The organism is Parafannyhessea sp. LCP19S3_B1 (assembly GCF_052121955.1).
Taxonomy (GTDB): Bacteria; Actinomycetota; Coriobacteriia; order Coriobacteriales; family Atopobiaceae; genus Parafannyhessea.
Window position 1 is genome coordinate 72,906 of record NZ_JBQKDH010000008.1, and the last position, 18,356, is coordinate 91,261.

The 18,356-nt window shown below is 64.7% G+C and carries 14 protein-coding genes; 6 read left to right on the forward strand and 8 right to left on the reverse strand.

Annotation, left to right across the window (positions count from 1 at the left end; translation table 11 throughout):
• Positions 1-2 precede the first annotated feature (2 nt).
• The gene (locus ACTQWE_RS05670; RefSeq protein ID WP_441856428.1) at positions 3-2,660 is read right to left on the reverse strand and encodes a Spy0128 family protein; all 2,658 of its coding nucleotides are present in this window, start codon (positions 2,658-2,660) and stop codon (positions 3-5) included.
• 1,278 nt (positions 2,661-3,938) lie between these two features.
• Between ACTQWE_RS05670 and eno the strand changes: the two genes are divergently transcribed.
• Positions 3,939-5,228: a phosphopyruvate hydratase gene (eno, locus tag ACTQWE_RS05675; protein ID WP_441921409.1), complete on the forward strand. Its 1,290-nt coding sequence runs from the start codon at positions 3,939-3,941 to the stop codon at positions 5,226-5,228.
• Positions 5,229-5,290: 62 nt separating this feature from the next.
• Here eno and ACTQWE_RS05680 read toward each other — a convergent pair whose 3' ends face one another.
• The 3 genes from ACTQWE_RS05680 to ACTQWE_RS05690 form a co-directional block, all read right to left on the reverse strand.
• A complete protein-coding gene (locus tag ACTQWE_RS05680) occupies positions 5,291-5,857 on the reverse strand; it encodes an SGNH/GDSL hydrolase family protein (RefSeq protein ID WP_441856432.1) in 567 nt (188 codons plus the stop codon).
• 30 nt (positions 5,858-5,887) lie between these two features.
• Positions 5,888-6,367 carry a deoxycytidylate deaminase gene (locus tag ACTQWE_RS05685; RefSeq protein WP_441856434.1) on the reverse strand — a complete coding sequence of 160 codons (480 nt, stop codon included), beginning with the start codon at positions 6,365-6,367 and terminating at the stop codon, positions 5,888-5,890.
• Positions 6,368-6,528: 161 nt separating this feature from the next.
• Positions 6,529-6,759: a hypothetical protein gene (locus ACTQWE_RS05690; protein ID WP_441856435.1), complete on the reverse strand. Its 231-nt coding sequence runs from the start codon at positions 6,757-6,759 to the stop codon at positions 6,529-6,531.
• Positions 6,760-7,083: 324 nt separating this feature from the next.
• On the opposite strand from ACTQWE_RS05690, the gene ACTQWE_RS05695 reads away from it, so the two are divergent.
• Entirely contained in the window at positions 7,084-8,016 is a 933-nt protein-coding gene (locus ACTQWE_RS05695) for an AEC family transporter (protein WP_441856437.1), read from the forward strand.
• 117 nt (positions 8,017-8,133) lie between these two features.
• Here ACTQWE_RS05695 and ACTQWE_RS05700 read toward each other — a convergent pair whose 3' ends face one another.
• Positions 8,134-9,693 (reverse strand): alpha/beta hydrolase-fold protein, encoded by a 1,560-nt coding sequence (locus tag ACTQWE_RS05700; protein WP_441856438.1) that lies wholly within the window; start codon positions 9,691-9,693, stop codon positions 8,134-8,136.
• A 228-nt stretch (positions 9,694-9,921) separates the two neighbouring features.
• Between ACTQWE_RS05700 and ACTQWE_RS05705 the strand changes: the two genes are divergently transcribed.
• Both ACTQWE_RS05705 and ACTQWE_RS05710 read left to right on the forward strand, forming a co-directional pair.
• Positions 9,922-10,860 (forward strand): HAD hydrolase family protein, encoded by a 939-nt coding sequence (locus ACTQWE_RS05705; protein ID WP_441856439.1) that lies wholly within the window; start codon positions 9,922-9,924, stop codon positions 10,858-10,860.
• Between the two features lie 149 nt (positions 10,861-11,009).
• A complete protein-coding gene (locus tag ACTQWE_RS05710; RefSeq protein ID WP_441856441.1) occupies positions 11,010-12,125 on the forward strand; it encodes an aldo/keto reductase in 1,116 nt (371 codons plus the stop codon).
• A 503-nt stretch (positions 12,126-12,628) separates the two neighbouring features.
• Here ACTQWE_RS05710 and ACTQWE_RS05715 read toward each other — a convergent pair.
• Both ACTQWE_RS05715 and ACTQWE_RS05720 read right to left on the reverse strand, forming a co-directional pair.
• The gene (locus tag ACTQWE_RS05715) at positions 12,629-13,342 is read right to left on the reverse strand and encodes a hypothetical protein (protein WP_441856443.1); all 714 of its coding nucleotides are present in this window, start codon (positions 13,340-13,342) and stop codon (positions 12,629-12,631) included.
• A 687-nt stretch (positions 13,343-14,029) separates the two neighbouring features.
• Complete coding sequence (locus ACTQWE_RS05720; protein ID WP_170103746.1) at positions 14,030-14,341, reverse strand: glutaredoxin family protein; 312 nt, start codon at positions 14,339-14,341, stop codon at positions 14,030-14,032.
• 232 nt (positions 14,342-14,573) lie between these two features.
• On the opposite strand from ACTQWE_RS05720, the gene ACTQWE_RS05725 reads away from it, so the two are divergent.
• Positions 14,574-15,401 (forward strand): hypothetical protein, encoded by an 828-nt coding sequence (locus ACTQWE_RS05725; protein ID WP_206109792.1) that lies wholly within the window; start codon positions 14,574-14,576, stop codon positions 15,399-15,401.
• 132 nt (positions 15,402-15,533) lie between these two features.
• On the opposite strand, the gene ACTQWE_RS05730 is transcribed toward ACTQWE_RS05725, so the two are convergent.
• Positions 15,534-16,985 carry a glycoside hydrolase family 32 protein gene (locus tag ACTQWE_RS05730; protein WP_441856446.1) on the reverse strand — a complete coding sequence of 484 codons (1,452 nt, stop codon included), beginning with the start codon at positions 16,983-16,985 and terminating at the stop codon, positions 15,534-15,536.
• Positions 16,986-17,133: 148 nt separating this feature from the next.
• On the opposite strand from ACTQWE_RS05730, the gene ACTQWE_RS05735 reads away from it, so the two are divergent.
• Positions 17,134-18,117, forward strand: coding sequence for a LacI family DNA-binding transcriptional regulator (locus tag ACTQWE_RS05735; protein WP_441856448.1), 984 nt, complete (start codon positions 17,134-17,136; stop codon positions 18,115-18,117).
• Positions 18,118-18,356: the final 239 nt, after the last annotated feature.

Below are 18,356 nucleotides of genomic sequence, written 5' to 3' on the forward strand. Positions count from 1 at the left end.
CGTCACTCACCTCCCCTGCGGGACTTTCCGCGGGCCTTGACCAGCCTCCACACGCCGTAGGCCAGAACCACAGCACCCGCGATGTACGCGATGGTGATGCCAGCTTGTCCGGCGCTCGGGAGAGTGATGGCGTATTTGTTGTTGAACGTGGGGTTGTTGCCGGCCTCGCTCGTCTCGTTCCCATCCGAGTCGAGCTTCTTGTACGTCGCCATCGGCGTAAGCTTGCCGTTGCCGTCGTCTTGCCAGGTAACGTTCACCTTGTAGACAGTGGTGTCGTAGGTGTATCCGGTCTTCTTATCGTTCTTTTCGCGAATGTAGTAGGTGTCAGTCGTGTATCCACGCTTGCCGCCAGTTAGCGCCACGCGCCCGGCGCCGGCCGTAACGCCGGCCTTCTTGTTAAGGGCCGCAAAGTTCACGTTGCCATCGGAGTCGTTGGTGGCAGTCTCTACCTGCGTCTCGTTGCCCGCCGAGTCCTTCGTGAAGAGCTCGAAGGTGAACTCCTTCATGTCGCCGCCGGTTACTGCCTTGGTAACGCGCGGCGTGAACGAGCCCGTGGACTCATACGGTGCCTTTACGTTCGAGAAGGTCGCCGCGGTGCCACTCTGGCTGCCATACAACGCGAGCCCAACGGTGTTGTTCTCAACCGTGTACGTTGGCGAGAAGGTCTCGCTTGTTTCGCTGCCTTCGTTTGTGTACGTGTACTTCGTTACGCTCAGATTCGTGACCTCATAATATTTGAAAGTAATTCCTAGCAGCTTGAACTGCTTTCTGGTGTTCTCGCTTACCGTTGCGTCAATGCGGTAGATTGTCTTGTCGAACGTGATGTCAGACGCTGAGGTAGGTACCTCTACCAGGTAATACATGTAGCTGCCCGCAGCGTAGTCCTCGCCCACCTCGAAGTGGATGTTTCCGTTTTCGTCGTTGGTCACCTCGCTGGACACGATGCACCCACCGGCGTTCAGCGTTCCATCCGCATTCCAAGAGGGCTTCTGGGAATCACTCGTGGCGCGGAGCAGCTCGAACGTAAACTCGCGATTCGAAAGGGTTGCAGTGCTACCGTCCTGCTTAAGCGACTTGGTCGCGTCCAACGTCATGGCCGGGTAAATCTTGACCTCGGAAACTTCTCCCAGCGTGAGGCCACCGTTGGTCATAATGGCTCCGCCGTGGTTATACGAGTAGTTTCCGCTGAAGATTATGGTTGCCGCAGTCTTCGCGGCAGCCTTGGCGTCGTCGTCGGGGCTGGCGGTAAGACCCACCATGTACTTGGCCTCGGCACCGGAAGTCGGATCGATGGACGTGGGCGTGCCATCGATGGAGCCCGACCAGTTGGCCGCGCCGTTCCCAAGCATTTGGCCCGTGATGGCCGCGATGTAATCGGTGTTGGTGCGTGCCCTCACCAGGAAGTAGTCAGCATGGCCGTGTGTGCGGAACGCGGGGCTGTCATACGCAACGGTTGAGTCCATGTTCTTGCCGTGGCCGCCGCTGGACATGTGGGCGCTCTCCGAAGATCCCGCATCCGTATTCCCATAGATTGCTGTTCCGTTTACGTGGGTCACGACCGTTTGGCCCGTAGGGCAGGCCGCCACGCCTCCGCCGTAGCCGCCGGCGGTGTTATTGGTGATGAGCGAGTTCTTCACCACGAGCGTGCCGCCCTGCTGCACGAACACACCGCCGCCGCCCCAGTCATACGTGGAGTTGCACTTGTTGTTCGTGACGTATGCCTTTTGGCCAGCGCTTACAACGAAGGTCCCCGTGGTGCCCGACGAAACGCGGATTCCGCCGCCTTCGCCCGTTTGCGCAACGTTTGCGGCGACGGTGCCTCCGGTTACGCTAAACGAACCGAGTCCCACACCATAACGACCGGCATACACGCCACCGCCGGCTGCCTGGGAGTAATTGCCCGTAATATAGCCACCGGAAATGGTGAGGGCGCCTGCGGAGTTCTTCCCGAATACGGCCATTCCGCCGCCGCCAATAAGTCCTTCTCCCTGTATGGAGTATTGGGCGTTGAGCCTGTTGTTGGTTATGTAGCCGCCACTCACGGTTACGGACGAGCCAATGGCGAAGACTCCCGCACCATAGCCGTCCTCGGCTTGGGTGGAGTAGGTTGCTGCGCTCACGGAGTTTCCCGAGATGGTCCCTCCCGAGATGTTGAGGGTGCCGCTATCCATGTACACGCCGCCGCCGGACACTGCGGTGTTGTCCGCAATTACGCCACCGGACATGTTCATGGTGCTACCCGAGACGCTGCGCACGCCGCCGCCACGATAGGAAGTGGTAACGCCTGCGAGGCAGCCACCACTCATGTTGAAAGTACCCTCGTTGTAAACGACCTGCGGATAAATGTTGCTGGTAGCCGCGGTGTACGCATTCTTAAGGGTAAGAAGCCCACTCTTCAGGTTGAAGGTCGAACCAGACGCAACGTTTACGACCGCGCTCGCTTTGCTAGAGCCGGCAACGATGAACCCACCGGGGGTGTACTGCTCCTGATAAAGCGTTTCGGTCGTTCCGAGCCCCTCGGAATTGGGGTCGGACTTCGTTACGTAGTACGTTAGCGAGGAGGGATTGTTGCCGTTCCAGTTGAGCGTTGCCACGTGGCCGGTTACGTCGGAAGTACCGGGGTTTGTCTCGACCGTTGTGCCGGGCTTGGAGTCGGTCACCGTAAGGGTGGCACCGTTCTGGACAAAGATGAAGGTGGGGCTGCTTTCAGAGCCTTTGTACTCGAGTCCGTGGCCGTTAAGGTCGAGGGTGGTGTTGCCCTTAATGTAGATGGGGTCCGAGGTCGTAACACGGTCGGTGAGATAGTACGTGCCGCCGTTGCTGTTCTTGAAAAGAGTCGAGATGTTCGAGCCGTCGATCGGCGTACCCGATGGGTTACTTAAAGAACTGGATTGTTTGGATTGGCTTCTTTTTACAACTGTATCGGGTGCAATCTTGGAACTAGAGGACGATGAATCCGCAGATGTATTTGCAGCAGAACCGCTAGAGGCTTCAGTGAGCGACCCCCCCCCCGAGACTATTTTCGCTGGAGGAAGAATCCTGAGACGAGCTTGAGCTGTCGTCAGTCTGGACGGCGATGTCGGATGATCGCGACTGGTCACTTGACACGCCGGACGCAAAGGCGGGAAGCACGAGCGAGAGCGTTATAAGCAGCGCACTGAAGCAGGTAGCCGTAAGCTCCAGCGCATGAAACTTCTGGCTCTTTTGGATACTCCTCCTGCTATGGGGACGTGCATGCTCTTTAGATGCATCCCTATTCATAAGTTCTCGTGCCTTCCAATCCGCCTTACATACCTTCTGTATCAAAAACGTCAAACTAGCGACGTGAGTTTAGGCATACGCGCGGACTGTAGAACCATGACGAAGGGAACGTTAAGCGTAGTTTCCCGTCACTTGACAGGCACTTGCGGGCTCTTGCCATGCCTCTCCATGCCGTACAGGATGCCAAATACACATCGATATCTGATCGAGCCGTTGTAACGGAAACGTTTCCAACCAGGAGGAGACCGCTGAAAACGTTTCCAAGAAGCTGACAGCAGTTTACGTCAGGACTTCGTAAGCCCTTTAGATTGCTGCATGCAATACGTATTTAATATGCGAGCGGTTGATTTTTCGCTGCGAGCGTGATGTTGCGCGACTTGCTATTTATTTTTCAATTTGTTTGTGGTACACGAACGACAGATTATTTGGTACGAATGACGTACCTATGCAATTGCGATTTCAGCAGCAACCCATCATGCAACTTAAGACTAGAAACTCATTGTGACCCTCAAGTGATTTCCTCTGCCCTTCTCGCCCTGCGCTTGGCTTGGCGCACGGCACTTGTACACGAACCAGCAGCCTGCCTTCATTTTTTCAACCGATGTAATTCCTACCTAATGGAGGGTATTATGAGGTTGTGAGAGTTAATGGAGGAAACAATCGGTAAGGAGACCGACATGAGCAAGATCAAGAACGTATACGCACGCGAGGTGCTGGATTCTCGCGCCAACCCGACCGTCGAGGTGGAGGTGACGCTCGAGGACGGGTCGTTTGGCCGCGCCATCGTTCCCTCCGGCGCGTCGACCGGCGAGTTCGAGGCCGTTGAGCTGCGCGACGGCGAGAAGGACCGCTACCTTGGCAAGGGCGTGCTCAATGCCGTCGCGAACGTGAACGGCCAGATTCGCGAGCTTCTGGTTGGCATGGAGGCGACCGACCAGCGCGCCGTGGACCGCGCGATGATCGCGGCGGACGGCACCCCCAACAAGGGTCGCCTGGGCGCAAACGCCATCCTGGGCGCGTCGCTTGCCGTGGCGCGCGCCGCAGCCGCGAGCGCGAACCTGCCGCTGTACGAGTACCTGGGCGGCGCGAACGGCCACACCCTGCCCGTGCCGATGATGAACGTGCTGAACGGTGGCGTCCACGCGGACAACAACGTGGACTTCCAGGAGTTCATGATCATGGCGGTTGGCGCGCCCGACTTCAAGACCGCGCTGCGCTGGTCGAGCCAGGTGTACCACACCCTGAAGGACGTGCTGCGCAAGGCCGGCCTTTCCACCGGCGTGGGCGACGAGGGCGGCTTTGCCCCCGACCTGAAGACGAACGCCGAGCCCTTTGAGTACCTGATGCGCGCCGTGCGCGAGGCAGGCTTCGAGCCGGGCCGCGACTTCGCGTTTGCGATGGACCCCGCCACGAGCGAGCTGTACGACAAGGAGACCGGCCTGTACGAGCTGAAGGGCGAGGGCAGGAGCCTCACGACCGACCAGATGATCGACTACTGGGAGGAGCTCGTGGACCGCTACCCCATCGTCTCCATCGAGGACGGCCTTGCCGAGGAGGACTGGGACGGCTGGGTGAAGCTGACGGAGCGCCTGAGCAGGAAGGTCCAGCTTGTGGGCGACGACCTGTTTGTGACGAACACCGCCTGCCTGAAGAAGGGCATCGAGCTGGGCGCCGCGAACGCGATCCTGATCAAGGTGAACCAGATTGGCAGCCTGACCGAGACGCTGGAGGCAATCGAGATGGCGAAGCGCGCCGGCTATGCCGCCGTGGTGAGCCACCGCTCCGGCGAGACCGAGGACACCACCATCGCGGACCTGGCCGTTGCCACGAACGCCGGCCAGATCAAGAGCGGCGCGCCCGCCCGCACCGACCGCGTTGCCAAGTACAACCAGCTGCTGAGGATCGAGGACCGGCTGGGCGACTCCGCCGAGTTCCTGGGGAGGAACGCGTTCTATAACGTGAAGTAGCACGCGGCGCCACCAGCATCACGTGGCGCCACCCCGCCACCACGCATCGCGCGAAGCACCTGCTATACGGACCCCGCGGACCTCATTGTTTCTGCGAGCACGCGCACGGCGAGAAGTGCGCCGGCCTCGCTGGGATGCACGCCATCCGGAGCATAGAGGGCCGCGGGGTCCGCCGCGCCCCAGAACGCGTCGCAGGCGTCTGCCAAGAGCGCGTCGCCCTGGCACGCCGCCCGCGCGAACGCATTGTGCATGGCGGCGTGCATCTGGGAGTACGTCATGCCCAGGCGTTCCAGCTTAGGGCATCCGTCGCGATACGCCCACGTGGCGTACACGACGGGCGCGGCACCGGCCGCGTGCGAAAGCGCGCACAGGCGAGAAGCGCTTGCGAGGTATGCCGCGGGCGTGGTCGCGGGGGCGTGGGACATCTCCTGCAGCACCACGAAGTCCCAGGTCTCGTTTGCAAGCGCCGCGAGCGTGCGGGCGCCGTTCCTGGTCTTGGGGTTGAGGTGCTCTGCAAGGCGCGCCCCGCCGCGGGCGTGCACGCGCACCTCGGCGCCAAGCTCGTGCGCGAGGGCGTCCGGAAGCCCATGGGCCGTGGTGAGGCTGTTGCCCAACATGAGGATGCGCATGGTGCGCCGCGCCCTTCTCGCCCGGAGGGCCTAGGCAAGGCCGTGGGGCATGTGCACCTTGCGGTACGTGACGCCGCAGGAGTCCAGCGTGCGCTTGCTGATGAGGTTGTCCATGGTGCCGGCGTACTTGTCGTCCAGGTAGACGACCTCGCCAACGCCGGCCTGGACCAGGAGCTTCGCGCACTCGTGGCACGGGAAGAGCGTGACGTAGACCGTGGCGCCCTGCATGTCCTTCAGGCTTCCGCGGAAGTTGAGGATGGCGTTGGCCTCCGCGTGGATGACGTAGCTGTGCTTGTCGTTCAGGGGGTCGTCGCTGTCGCCCCAGGGGAAGGCCTCGTCCGTTATGGCATGCGGCGTGCCGTTGTAGCCCACGGAGAGTATGCGATGGTCGGTATCGGCTATGCAGGCGCCGACCTGGGTGTTGGGGTCCTTGCTGCGGAGCTTGGCGGCAAATGCCACCCGCATGAAGAACTCGTCCCAGGAAATCACGTCGCTGCGCTGCTCTGCCATGTTGCTGCCTCCAGCCTTGGGATTGCGGAACGCGGGGCACGCCCGCGCACGACATCAACGATGAAGCAACCCGTGCCGCATTGCAAGGACCGAACCGTGTATATATAGAGGGGCGGGTCTTGCCGGCGCCGCCCCATGCTTGTGTGGCCGAGGCCGCCAGGCTAGAACCGCTTTGCCTCCACGGCAGTGAGCGGCCTGATGTCCTGCGCGGGATACGGGGAGGCCTCGCCGCCCGTGCCCAGCACGAAGTACAGCCCGCCCTTCGTCTTGTAGAGGGTCTCCTCGTAGCCGTCCGGGTCGCCGAACGCGCCGAAGGCACGGTGCCCGCACTCCTCCGCCTTGTCGGTGTCGTACACGTGGCGCTTGCCCTCGAAGGTCTTGGTCTTGCGCATGGTGGGCTCCAATCGATCCTATACGCCTTGCGGCGCGGCGACCGCACCCGCCCCGCGGTGTGCGGCTGCCGCTTTTTGGGAATGTTAGACATTTTACTGCAGATATTCAATTAATACGGGATACCTGCAGGTTAAATAATCGGTAAGTAGCGAAATGTCTTATAAATAGAGTACAAGTTGGCCTAATACTGCATCTTACATTCCGCATGGAAGGACGTTCGTTCTGCATGCGACCATCCCCGCGGCACCCCGGGCGCGCCCGCCGTCCTATCATGTGTGGGCGTTGGTGATCAGGCGCCGCGCGCCCAACGGAGGGAACCGCCCATGCAGATGTCGATCGTGCTCGCGAAGCAGGTGCTCGTAATGTTTGTGCTGGTGGGCGTGGGCTTCGCGATGTTCAGGGCACGCAAGATATCGATGGAGGGAAACCGGGTCATCGGCAACGTGCTCATCTACCTGTCGCTTCCCGCGGTCATCGTCAAGAGCTTCATGGTGGAGCGCACGCCGGAGCACGCGCTTGCGCTGGCGATGGGCACGGCGGTCGCGTTCGCGCTGCTTGTGCTGGCGGCGGTGGTGGCGCGCGTGGTCTGCGGCAGGGACGCGATAGGCAACTTCGCGGGCACGTTCAGCAACCCGAGCTTCTTTGGCATACCGCTCGTGGTCGCGACGGTCGGCGCTAAGAGCGTGTTCTATAACGTGGGGTTCATCGCGCTCATGAACATTGGGCAGTGGACGTACGGCGTGTCGCTCCTGACCCGCCAGAACGGGGAGCCCTCACCCACGCCGCGCCAGGTGCTGCACGACGTGGCGACCGCGCCGTTCATGATCGCGTCTCTCGTGGGCATCGCCCTGTTCTGCACGCAGCCTCCCCTGCCGGACGTCGTCACCACCTGCCTCGACGACGTGGCGGCGCTCAACACGCCGCTCGCCATGTTCATGATCGGCGTCTACCTTGCGCAGACGGACGTGCGCCGCATGCTTGCGCGCGTGGCAAACTACCGCGTGGCGCTGGCGCGCATCGTGGTGTCGCCGCTCTTCTCGCTCGCGCTGCTTTCCGTCATTCCGGGCATGCCGTACCAGATGCGCATGGCCCTGCTGATCGCGGCGGCGTGCCCCGTGGGCGCAAACGTCGCCGTGTACGCGCAGCTGCACGACGCGGACTACGCGTACGCCGTCGAGACCGTCGTGGTGTCCGTGCTGCTCTCCATCGTGACCGTGCCCCTGGTGGTGGGGCTCGCGAACCTGGTCTGGCTGTAGACCGGCCGCAGGGCCCAGCGACGCACGACGCCGTCCCGCAGGTCGACCCGCGGGACGGTGCGCTTGGGCATGCGTTTGCGCAGATAGTTGGCCGGATGGCGCGCTGGGCGAGAAGGGCTACTCCGCGGGCTTGATGGCCGGCTTCCCAGCGGGGACGGACGCCTTCTTCGCGGGAGCGGACGCGCTCTTCGCCGGAGCGGGCACGCTCTTCGCGACCGACTTCTTGGTTGCAGGCGCCTTGGTTGCCGCGGACCTCGTGGCCGCCGGCTTCTTGGCGGCTGCCGGCTTCTTGGTCGCCGCCGGCTTCCTGGATGCCGTGGTCCTCTTGGCGGCTGGCTTCTTAGCGGCGGGCGTCTTCGCGGCGGTCGTCTTCGTAGCTGGCTTCTGCGCAAGCTCGAGCGCATGCTCCGCCGCGGCCTTCGCCTTGGAGCGCTCCTCCTCGATGAGGGCGCGGGTGTCCTCCAGGCGCTGGCGTGCGAGCGCATCCTCCCTGGTGGCAGCCGCGGCCTCCTCCTCGCACGCCACGACGGACTCCTGCGCGGCCTCGTTGTTGGCCCTGGCTGCCGATGCGGCCGCGCGCGCCTCGCCCAGGATCCACTCCGCGTCGCGGCGGGACTTAGTGGCTGCGTCGGCCTTCGCCTGGGCATCGTTTGCCGCGGAGTCCGCCTCGTGCAGGAGCTTCGCCACGCGGTCGCGCTCCGCCCATGCGACGCGGGCGGCCTTCACGAGCTCCGCCTCGGCCTCGCCGCACGTGGTCACGCTCTTCTCCTCCTGCTTTGCGCGCCTGGCGGTGACGTCGAGGTCGTGCTTCGCGATCTTCAGCGCGTCGTTCGCCGCGGAAAGGCGTGCCTGTGCGTCAGCAAGCTGCGCGGCCGCGTGCTTTGCCTCGCGCTCCGCGTAGGCGAGCGACGCGCTGAGCCTGCGGTCTGCGAGACCCTCCGGCGAGAGCACCGCGGGGAGCATCTCGGCGGCCTCCTTGCGCCACCACTCCCAGTCGTGACGGACGTCGTAGCCCCAGTACTCGAACGTGGCGTCGATGCCGCGGTCTTCAAACGCCTGCTCCAGCGCGCGCTGGGTGTCGATGCCGTCCTCGCTTGCGTCCTGGCCGCAGACAAACGCGAGCGGCAGGCCGCTGAGCAGGCGGACCGCCTTGCCGCGCTGGGGAAGCGCGGGGACCATGTCGACCGGGGAGACGTCCTCCCAGCCCTCCGGGAGCTCTCCCACGACGAAGCGGCGCGCGTCGTACGTGCCCGACAGCGCGAGGAGCCCGCCGAAGAGCTGCGGCCGGGACAGCATGAGCACGCACGCGTTCAGCGCGCCCATGCCCGCGCCCGCAAGCACGGGCGGACGATCGTCCCCGCACGTGCTTGCGACGAAGGGCAGCAGGTCCTTCTCGACGAACTTGAAGAAGTTCTTGATGTTTGACAGGCGATACTCCGGCACGGCGTAGCGCGAGTACCAGCCCATGAGGTCGACTGAGTCCGTGCAGACCAGGCGCATCATGCCAGAGTCGACGAGCGGGGCGAGCGCATCGATCATGCCGCCCTCCGACCAGCTGGCGAACGAGGAGTCGCCCTCGGGCAGCACGATGACGGGCTGACCCGCGTCACCGTACACCTCCACCTCGATGGCGCGGGAGAGGTCGTTGCTCTGCAGGGTCGCGTGCGTGCTGTTCATGCCATGGTCTCCTTACGACGGATGATCGCCGGGGCGGTGCTTTTCCGTTCCAATTATGCGTCACGCGGGCGGGTGGGCGCGCAAGATTTGAGCGGGCGTTGCCGCAGCGCCCGCAAGGTGCGGACCGCGCGGGCCATACACGGGGAGACCACAAGCGTCGTGCATAATGGTTGCCCTGGGAACGCACGCCGCCGGCCCCGTGGCACGGCATCGCAGATGGGAAGACATTTGATTAAGCTCATCCTGACCGACCTGGACGAGACGCTGATTCACTTTGGACTCGCGCGCGCGACCGACAACGCCATCGCCGCCATCAGGCGCGCGGAGGCCGCCGGTGTCACGTTTGCCGCCACGACGGGGAGGATCCGCCAGGGCGCGTGCGCGGCGTTTGGCTTCGCGCGCGAGTGCACGCGGTCCGCCGTGATGAGCAACGGCCAGCTCGTGCTTGCGGACGGGCAGCTCATTGGCCAGGTCGAGCTGTGCCGCGAGGGCATGGAGCGCCTGGCGCAGGAGCTGGTGGGCGACCGCGACTTCATGCTGAACGTAATCACGCGCGCCGAGACCATGGAGCCCGTGCGCGTGATCGTGAGCGACGACCCCGACGCGGCCGGGCACGCGTTTCGCGCGGACAGCGACGACGTGGTGGTGATGGACCACCTGCCGGACGGGCCTCTGGTGAAGTCGAACATCCACGTCATGGGCGGCCTTGAGCGGATGGGCGAGGTTCGCGCGCGGCTGGAGGCGCTGTGCCCCGGCATCAGGCTGATGTCGCCCGGGCCGCAGGTGCCCATGTTCGACGTTGCGCCGGAGGGATGGTCTAAGGCGAAGGGCGCTGAGCTGCTGCGTCGGCACCTTGGCATTGGCGTGGACGAGGTGGCCGCGTTTGGCGACGCGGAGAACGACCTGGAGCTTCTGGGGTTCTATCCGAACTCCGTCGCCGTCGCGAACGCCGTGCCCGAGGTGGCGAGCGCGGCGCGCTGGCACATTGGGGCGAGCGCGGACGACGCCGTGGCGGACGCGATCTGGGACATCGCCCGCGCGAGCGCGGAGGGCCGCATGCCGGACTTCATGTGCGAGCCGGCAAACGAGCGCGGCCTTGCCATGCGCGCGAGGCCGGCCGGCGACCGGAAGGTGGAGTCGCTGCCGTACTTCACGCCGCGAGCATAGGCCGGGCGTCTGCGAAGGGGGCGGCTCTTCTCGCCCGGCGCCGACGGCGGAAAGTATGGCGCGGCGCGACGATGCAAAGCGCGCGCGACACGCCCATTGGTGCACAATGGGTGGGTGATGCGACCGCGACGAGCGAGCTGGAGGCTGCCATGAGGACCCTTGCACCTGACTGCATCAAGCTGGGATTTGGCATGATGCGCCTGCCGAAGCGCGAGGACGGTACCATCGACGTGGGGACGACCGCGCAGATGGTGGACGAGTTCCTTGCGGCGGGCGGCAGGTACGTGGACACCGCCTTTGTGTACGAGGGGTCGGAGGACGCCGTTCGACAGGCTCTGGTGGAGCGCCATCCGCGCGACTCGTACTACCTTGCGACGAAGCTGAACGCCGGCGAGTGGGCCGCGAAGGACGAGGCCGCGGCGAAGGCGGAGTTCGAGCAGAGCCTGGAGCGCACCGGCGCCGGCTACTTTGACTTCTACCTGCTGCACGCGCTGTCTAGCGACAACGTGGGACTGTACGACTCGTATGGCATCTGGGAGTACGTGCGCGACCTGAAGGCGCGCGGGCTGGTGCGGCACATGGGATTCTCGTTCCACGACGGGCCGGAGCTGCTGGACCGCCTGCTGACGGAGCACCCCGAGGTGGAGTTTGTGCAGCTGCAGCTGAACTACGCCGACTGGGAGGACCCCGTGGTGCAGTCTCGCGCAAACTACGAGGTCGCGGTGGCGCACGACGTCCCCGTGGTGGTGATGGAGCCCGTGAAGGGCGGCACGCTGGCCGCGCTTCCGCCCGCGGTCGCAGAGATCTTTCGGTCCGCGGACGCGACGGCCTCGCCCGCGCAGTGGGCCATCCGCTTCGTGGCGTCGCTCCCGAACGTGATGATGGTGCTGAGCGGCATGTCGACCCCGGAGCAGATGGCGGACAACCTGAGCTTCATGCGCGACTTCAGGCCGCTTTCGAAGGAGGAGTCGGCAACGGTGGACGAGGTCCGTCGCGCGTTCGACGCCATCGACCGCATCGCATGCACCTCGTGCCACTACTGCACGGGCGGTTGTCCCGTGCACATGCACATTCCGGACATCTTCCGTACCATGAACGAGTACAAGCTCTTTGGCAACCTGGAGCGCTCGCGCAAGGACTACGTGCGCCGCGCAGGCGACACGCTGGCGTCCGAGTGCATCCAGTGCGGCCAGTGCGAGCAGGCGTGCCCGCAGCACCTGCCCATCGTAAGCCTGCTGGAAGAGGCGGCTGCCACGCTGGAGTAGCGCGAGGCGGATGGCGGAGCAAACGTAGCGCCCCACAATCTGACACAAGCACAAACTGTCAGGTTGTGGGGCGTATTTGCATGAAAAGGGGCACTTCGCACTACGCGAACCGCCCACTTTCTGACAGGAGTTCGATCTGTCGGATAGTGAGCCCCACTTTCTGACAGGAGTTCGATCTGTCGGATAGTGAGCCCCACTTTCTGACAGGAGTGCGATCTGTCGGATAGTGAGCCCCACTTTCTGACAGGAGGGCGACCTGTCAGAAAGTGGGACTCCAAGAGACCCCTTTCCCGCGTTTCGTGCCTCGTACGCCACCACTACCTGACAGAAACGCAATCTGTCAGAAAGTGATACGTCCAAAGTCACCGCTATCTGACAGGAGCGTAATCTGTCAGGTAGTGCGATCTCCGGTCTTGCCGATACCTAGGATTTCCACGCACCAGGCAAGCGCACCAGGCAAGCTCGCTCGGTCGGCGCTCTCACTCCGGCACCCAACTCGTATGCTACGCGGGCCGAACGTCCAGCACCTCGGTGCGCAGTCGGCCCCTCGCCTTCGCGAACGCCCTGGTGGGCTGCCGAAGCCTCACTCCCAGGAGCTTCGCCAGCACCGCCATCGCGGACTCGAAGCTCGAGAGCATCCGTATCTCCCTTTCAGTAATCGTGATGCAGGAAGCCCCCATGGCGTAGTACCCCTTTTCCCTCAGAGAGGTCTGGGTGATTCCCTTCGCACCGCCATGCCAGCGAACGCCCAGAACCTCAAGCGCCACGCGCTGCTCGGGCCACCAGAAGTCCGGCCGAATGGTCGCAGACCCAAAGCAGCCACTCGCCTCAACGGGGACCTCGATCCGGTGGTTCACGAGTGGCTTTGGCAGACCAAGGCTGCCCGTGTGACGAGAGCAGAACGCCAAGGCATACGTCTGAGCCTCGAGCGGAGATGCCAGGCCCTCGACCACCAGCGGAAGCGCCCTTCTGACCGCCCTTGCCCCGGGAGCGCCCGCCATCGCATCCAAATAGTTTGACAATCTATTTATCGTCGTCAGCGGCGCAAGCCCGTATGCCGTGGTAGTCCCGCAATCGTCGGTACACTCATCCAGAGACACACCATCAAGCTGGCCGTACGAGCCAACCGACTCCCGCCTGCAGGTCCTGTACGTCCCCAGCACCTGGTCAACAAGCAGTGCCGTCCTTGCCTCGCCAAGGCCCCTGACCATCTGCATCAAAGCCATTTCGGGAGGACATGCAAACACGCTGGCAGGGCATGCGACGTCGATCTCTGCCAAGTCGTCCCGTGGCTGGCAGAACGACCAACCGTGGGGTATGGCGCAGCGCGAGGCAAACGCATCCGCCCTGGCGGGAACAAGCATGTGCACGGGCGCGGGTAGCCCCGTCCTCGCCAACAACGCGGCGACGTCGGGCATCATGCTCGCAGGTGGCGTCACGCGCAAGGCCTCGACTCGAAGTCCGACCGCATCCATCGCGTCACCTTTCATCCCCGCCGGCGGCTTCACGCCCGCGGCACTCAGAAGGCCAAGGTCACGCGCCTCGATGCTCGAGATATGTCCCACGACCACAATCGACATGTCGGCATGGTATCCCCCGGACCGCACGCGCCCCGCACGCTTTCCGCGAGCGTCACCCCGGACCGAACGCCGACTTCCACATCTCTGCGCGCGAACTCGCGCGATCCGGGCCCTCTCGCTCCCAAGAGCAACCCTCTCCGCCGCAATAGCCGAGCGCAACCACGGACCAACCGCGTCATCTTCCAGATTCCTTCCTCCCCTGCCGAGAAGGGCCGCCCTTCTCCCCCAAACGGCGAGCGGCACAGCAAGGCGGGCGGACCCCCAACGGAGCCCGCCCGCCAAACCAGTCGATGTCACCGGTGCCGCACCGGCCGCAAACCCGCGCTAGTCGCACACGTGGCCGCCGCCGGGAACAAAGTGGCATGCGCCGCCGCCCTCGTGCGTCGGCGCGTCCGCGCCAATGCGATCGGCCAGGTAGTCGATGATGTCGCCGCTCTCGTACATCGGCTTGCCGTCAATCAGCAGGCACGGGCACTGCCTCTTGCCGCCAATGCGCACAAGGTCGTCGCCGTTCGTGCCCTGGGTCACGTCCAGGTGCTCGATCTCAATGTCGTGCTCGTCCAAGAACGCGTCCACCTTCGCGCAGAAGGGGCATCCGGGCAGGACGTAGAGCTTCAGGTCGTCAAAGCTGGCCATGGGGGGCCTCCCATCATTCGTTCGTGCCGCCCACGCTCCCCGCGGACGGCGGTTCGTTTCCTGCAGAACGTCTACCCAGAACCCCGCGGGGGCAAACGTGGCCAAACGTCGTTCGTCAAAAATGAATGTTTGACACCCCGTAAAAACGGATATCCTAACCCCCATAGTCACGTCGGCGGGACCGCCGCCACACAGGCGGCGACGCCCCTACACCTGAAGGGAAGGTAAACGCATGGTCACCACAACCCAGGACGAAGACCACGTCCCACGCATCACCGGCACGCTGCGAGCGCACTCCATTCAGGTCCCAGAGGTGATCTACCAGGCCAAGGGCATGGTCATCATGGGGCGCCGCATCAAGTCCATCGTCTTCTCCACGGACGTCGCCATCATCCGCAACTGCAACGCGGACGCCGTGCTCGCCGTCTACCCGTTCACGCCGCAGCAGGCCATCTCGCAGGCCGTCATCAGCGCCGCAGTCAGCCCCGTCTTCGTCGGCGTCGGCGGCGGCACCACGCGCGGCATGCGCTCCGTCGTAATCGCGCAGGACGCAGAGGCGCAGGGCGCGTTCGCCGTGGTCGTGAACTCACCCATGAGCAACTCCAACATCCGCCTCATCCGCCGCGTCATCGACATCCCCATCATCGCGACCATCGCCACCGGCGACGAAGACGTGCAGGCGCGCCTCGACGCGGGCGTCACCATCCTCAACGTCGCCGCCGGCTCCAAGACGGCCGAGGTCGTGCGCAACATCCGCAAGGACTTCCCCACCGTGCCCATCATCGCCACGGGCGGCCGTACGGACGAGTCCATACAAGAGACCATCCAGGCCGGCGCAAACTCCATCGTGTACACGCCGCCCTCGAACGCGCACATCTTCGGCGACATGATGGCAGAGTACCGCCAGCTCAAGACCAAGAACCCAGAGTTCCACTTCCGCACGTCGGATACCAGCCGCGACGCCGTGCACGACTTCTTCGAGCTGTTCCACGGCACGCACGCCGGCGCGGACGCAAACCTCGACCCCAACCCAAGCCGCGGGGACGAGCGCAGCAAGTAGCCCACGCGGCCACCCATTCGGCCACGTACTCCCCACGCACGCCAACGGGCGAGAAGAGCGCACCCACGCCCTTCTCGCCCGTCCTTCATGGCACCAGCCCCGCCGCCGCGACCCCGCGGGCCGCTTGAGGGCCTAGGCCTCAAGACCCCAAAGCGTCGCATCCGCGCCGGGCGCGTCCACCTGCACGTGGTAGCGGCGGGGATAGTAGCGCGTCGACATGCACAGCTCGCCGTCGTTCGCGAACACCTCCACGGAGGACGCGTCGCCCACCACGCGAAGGTTGCGCAGCTCCGGCAGCGGCTCCCAGCGCTCCGTGCGCCCGCAGCCCGCGTCGGAGCGCGCCGTGCGCCCAAACGCCATGCTCAGACGGCCGTCGCGCCACGTCAGCGCCAGCTCGTCCGCCAGGGTCACGCGCACGCCCGCCGTGCAGGCGCTCGCGTCCAGCACCAGGTCAAACGCCGTGCGGCCCTCCACGTCCAGTGCTCCGCCCACAGATCGCGCCGCGTCCGCGCGACGCGCGTCCAGCTCGCGCACCGGGGCCTGCCGCACGCGCCCGCCCGCAAGCGTCACCTCACGCGGAATCGTGAAGCAGTGCTGCCAGCCGGCCGCGACCGTCGGGTCGTTGCCGTACGTCGGCTCGTCCGGAATCCCCATCCAGCCAATCAGGATGCGCCGGCCGTCCTCCGCGGCAAACGTCTGCGGCGCATAGAAGTCGAAGCCGGCGTCCCACAGGGCAAAGTCGCCCAGCTCGCACGAGCCCGCGATGTCGCCCTCCAGCATGAAGTAGCCGGACTGGTACACGTTCCTGCGGTCCCAGTCGCCGCCCTCGAGCCCCTGGGGAGAAACGCTCAGCACCTTGGCAGAGCCCCCCTTTCCGTCGGACAGCTCGAAGTAGTCCGGGCACTCCCACATGTAGCCAAAGCGCGTCGGCGTGGTCACGCGGTTCAAAAGCTCCCAGCGCGCCAGGTCGTCGGAGCCAAACACCAGCACCTCGCCCCAGTCGTCGTCGCGGCGGGCGCCCTGCACCATCAGGTAGCGGCCGTCGCCCTCCCACACCTTCGGGTCGCGCACGTGGCAGGTGTCGTCCGCGGGATAGTCCGCGTTCCTCATCACCACGCGCTTCGGACCGTGCGCGTCGCCGTCCTCCGTCGTCACCCACACGGTGTTAGCCTCGCGGCCCGTGCGCACGTAGTCGTAGCCGTCCGCGTCCTCGAGCTTCACGTTGCCGGTATAGAACAGCTCCATCCGCCTTCGGCCGCCCGCCTCGCGCACCAGGGCGCTCCCGGAGTACACGCCCGAGCAGTCCGACGGCTGGTCGGGATAGAGCGTCACGCCATGGTAGTCCCACGTCAGCAGGTCGTCGGACGTGGAGTGCCCCCACATCTTCACCCCGCCGTCCACGTTGAACGGCGCATACTGAAAGAACGCGTGGAACGTCCCGTCCACCTGGCACAGCCCGTTCGGGTCGTTCAGCCAGCCCACGGGCGGCATCAGGTGGAACCCCTGCGCGTAGCGGCCATGCCTCGCCGCCCCCTCCGCGCCAATTCGCAGCGCGTCGAGGTCGCGCTCAAGAGCGTTGGACATGTGTGTTCCTCCTCGCAATCGACTTTGACAGGAGCCACCTTGATGTCACATGATACTGGTATCGGTCTCACATTGTGGGCGAGAATCGCCGCGGCCAAGGGCGCCACGCCCCCGTCACGGCACGTCCCCCGGCGCGGAAGGAGGGCCCGTGGACATCAACTCCATAGCCAAGCTCGCAGGCGTCTCGCGCGCCACGGTGTCGCGCTACCTCAACGACGGCTACGTCTCCGCCGAGAAGCGCAAGGTCATCGCCCGCGTCATAAAGGAGACCGGCTACGTCCCGTCGCAGCAGGCCCAGACGCTGCGCACCGGCAAGACAAACATCGTCGGCGTCATACTCCCCAAGGTCAACTCGCACGCGGTCTCGCGCATGCTCTCCGGCATGACGCTCGAGTTCAACGACGCCCACTACCAGACGCTGCTCGCCAACACAAACAACAACAAGGAGACCGAGGTCTCGTACCTGCAGCTCTTCGCGGAGGGCAACCAGGTGGACGGCATCATCCTCATCGCGACCGTGCTCGACCAGGAGCACCGTCGCGCGCTCGACGCGCTGCGCGTGCCCGTCGTCATCCTCGGCCAGGACATGCAGGGCTACTCCTCCGTCTTCAACGACGACTACCGCTCCATGTTCCAGCTGTGCCGCAAGGTGCTGCAAAACAGCGCGCACCCCGCGTACATCGGCGTGACGCAGGAAGACGTCTCCGCAGGCCAGGAGCGTCGTCGCGGCTTCCTGGACGCCTGCTCGGAGCTCGGGCTCGACGTGCCGGAGGACGCCATGGGCACGAGCCCGTTCTCCCTCGACGGCGGCTACGAGTGCGCGGAGGCCATCATGTCCCGCCACCCGGAGCTCGACACGTTCGTGTGCGCCACGGACGTCATCGCGTTCGGCGCGCTCACGTGCGCGCGCGAGTACGGCCGCCGCGTGCCAGAGGACGTACAGGTCACCGGCGTCGGCGACAGCGAGCTCACGCGCGTCGTCACCCCCACCCTCACCTCGATCCACCACCACTACCAGACGTCCGGCCGCGAGGCCGCCAAGCTCTTGGTCGAGGCCATGACCAGCAAGGACGTCGTCCCTCGAGAGATTCGCATGTCCTACGGCATCATGATGCGCAACTCCACGCGCTAGCGCCCGCCCCGCCCCCGCCGCACGCCGCCCCCCGCGAGGCCCCACACGCCCCGTGCATGAAAAACGCTATGAAATCTATCCCATATCCCTCGGCGCGGCCGCCGTCCCGTCGCGCCGGGCGAGAAGGGCGCGCAAATCCTCGCCTTCACAGGCTCGCCACGAAAACAGTGCCGTACGCCGATGTTTTCATACCGTTCGTCCGCCCCGAACCCTGATTCAGGGGGCTTTCGACTCGCCAA

Bases quoted from the DNA above. Each gene is read 5' to 3' on its own strand.
- ACTQWE_RS05690 (WP_441856435.1), bottom strand. From the start codon at position 6,759: ATGCGCAAGACCAAGACCTTCGAGGGCAAGCGCCACGTGTACGACACC.
- ACTQWE_RS05700 (WP_441856438.1), bottom strand. From the start codon at position 9,693: ATGAACAGCACGCACGCGACCCTGCAGAGCAACGACCTCTCCCGCGCC.
- ACTQWE_RS05680 (WP_441856432.1), bottom strand. From the start codon at position 5,857: ATGCGCATCCTCATGTTGGGCAACAGCCTCACCACGGCCCATGGGCTT.
- ACTQWE_RS05720 (WP_170103746.1), bottom strand. From the start codon at position 14,341: ATGGCCAGCTTTGACGACCTGAAGCTCTACGTCCTGCCCGGATGCCCC.
- eno (WP_441921409.1), top strand. From the start codon at position 3,939: ATGAGCAAGATCAAGAACGTATACGCACGCGAGGTGCTGGATTCTCGC.
- ACTQWE_RS05685 (WP_441856434.1), bottom strand. From the start codon at position 6,367: ATGGCAGAGCAGCGCAGCGACGTGATTTCCTGGGACGAGTTCTTCATG.
- ACTQWE_RS05715 (WP_441856443.1), bottom strand. From the start codon at position 13,342: ATGCAGATGGTCAGGGGCCTTGGCGAGGCAAGGACGGCACTGCTTGTT.
- ACTQWE_RS05695 (WP_441856437.1), top strand. From the start codon at position 7,084: ATGCAGATGTCGATCGTGCTCGCGAAGCAGGTGCTCGTAATGTTTGTG.
- ACTQWE_RS05710 (WP_441856441.1), top strand. From the start codon at position 11,010: ATGAGGACCCTTGCACCTGACTGCATCAAGCTGGGATTTGGCATGATG.
- ACTQWE_RS05730 (WP_441856446.1), bottom strand. From the start codon at position 16,985: ATGTCCAACGCTCTTGAGCGCGACCTCGACGCGCTGCGAATTGGCGCG.
- ACTQWE_RS05725 (WP_206109792.1), top strand. From the start codon at position 14,574: ATGGTCACCACAACCCAGGACGAAGACCACGTCCCACGCATCACCGGC.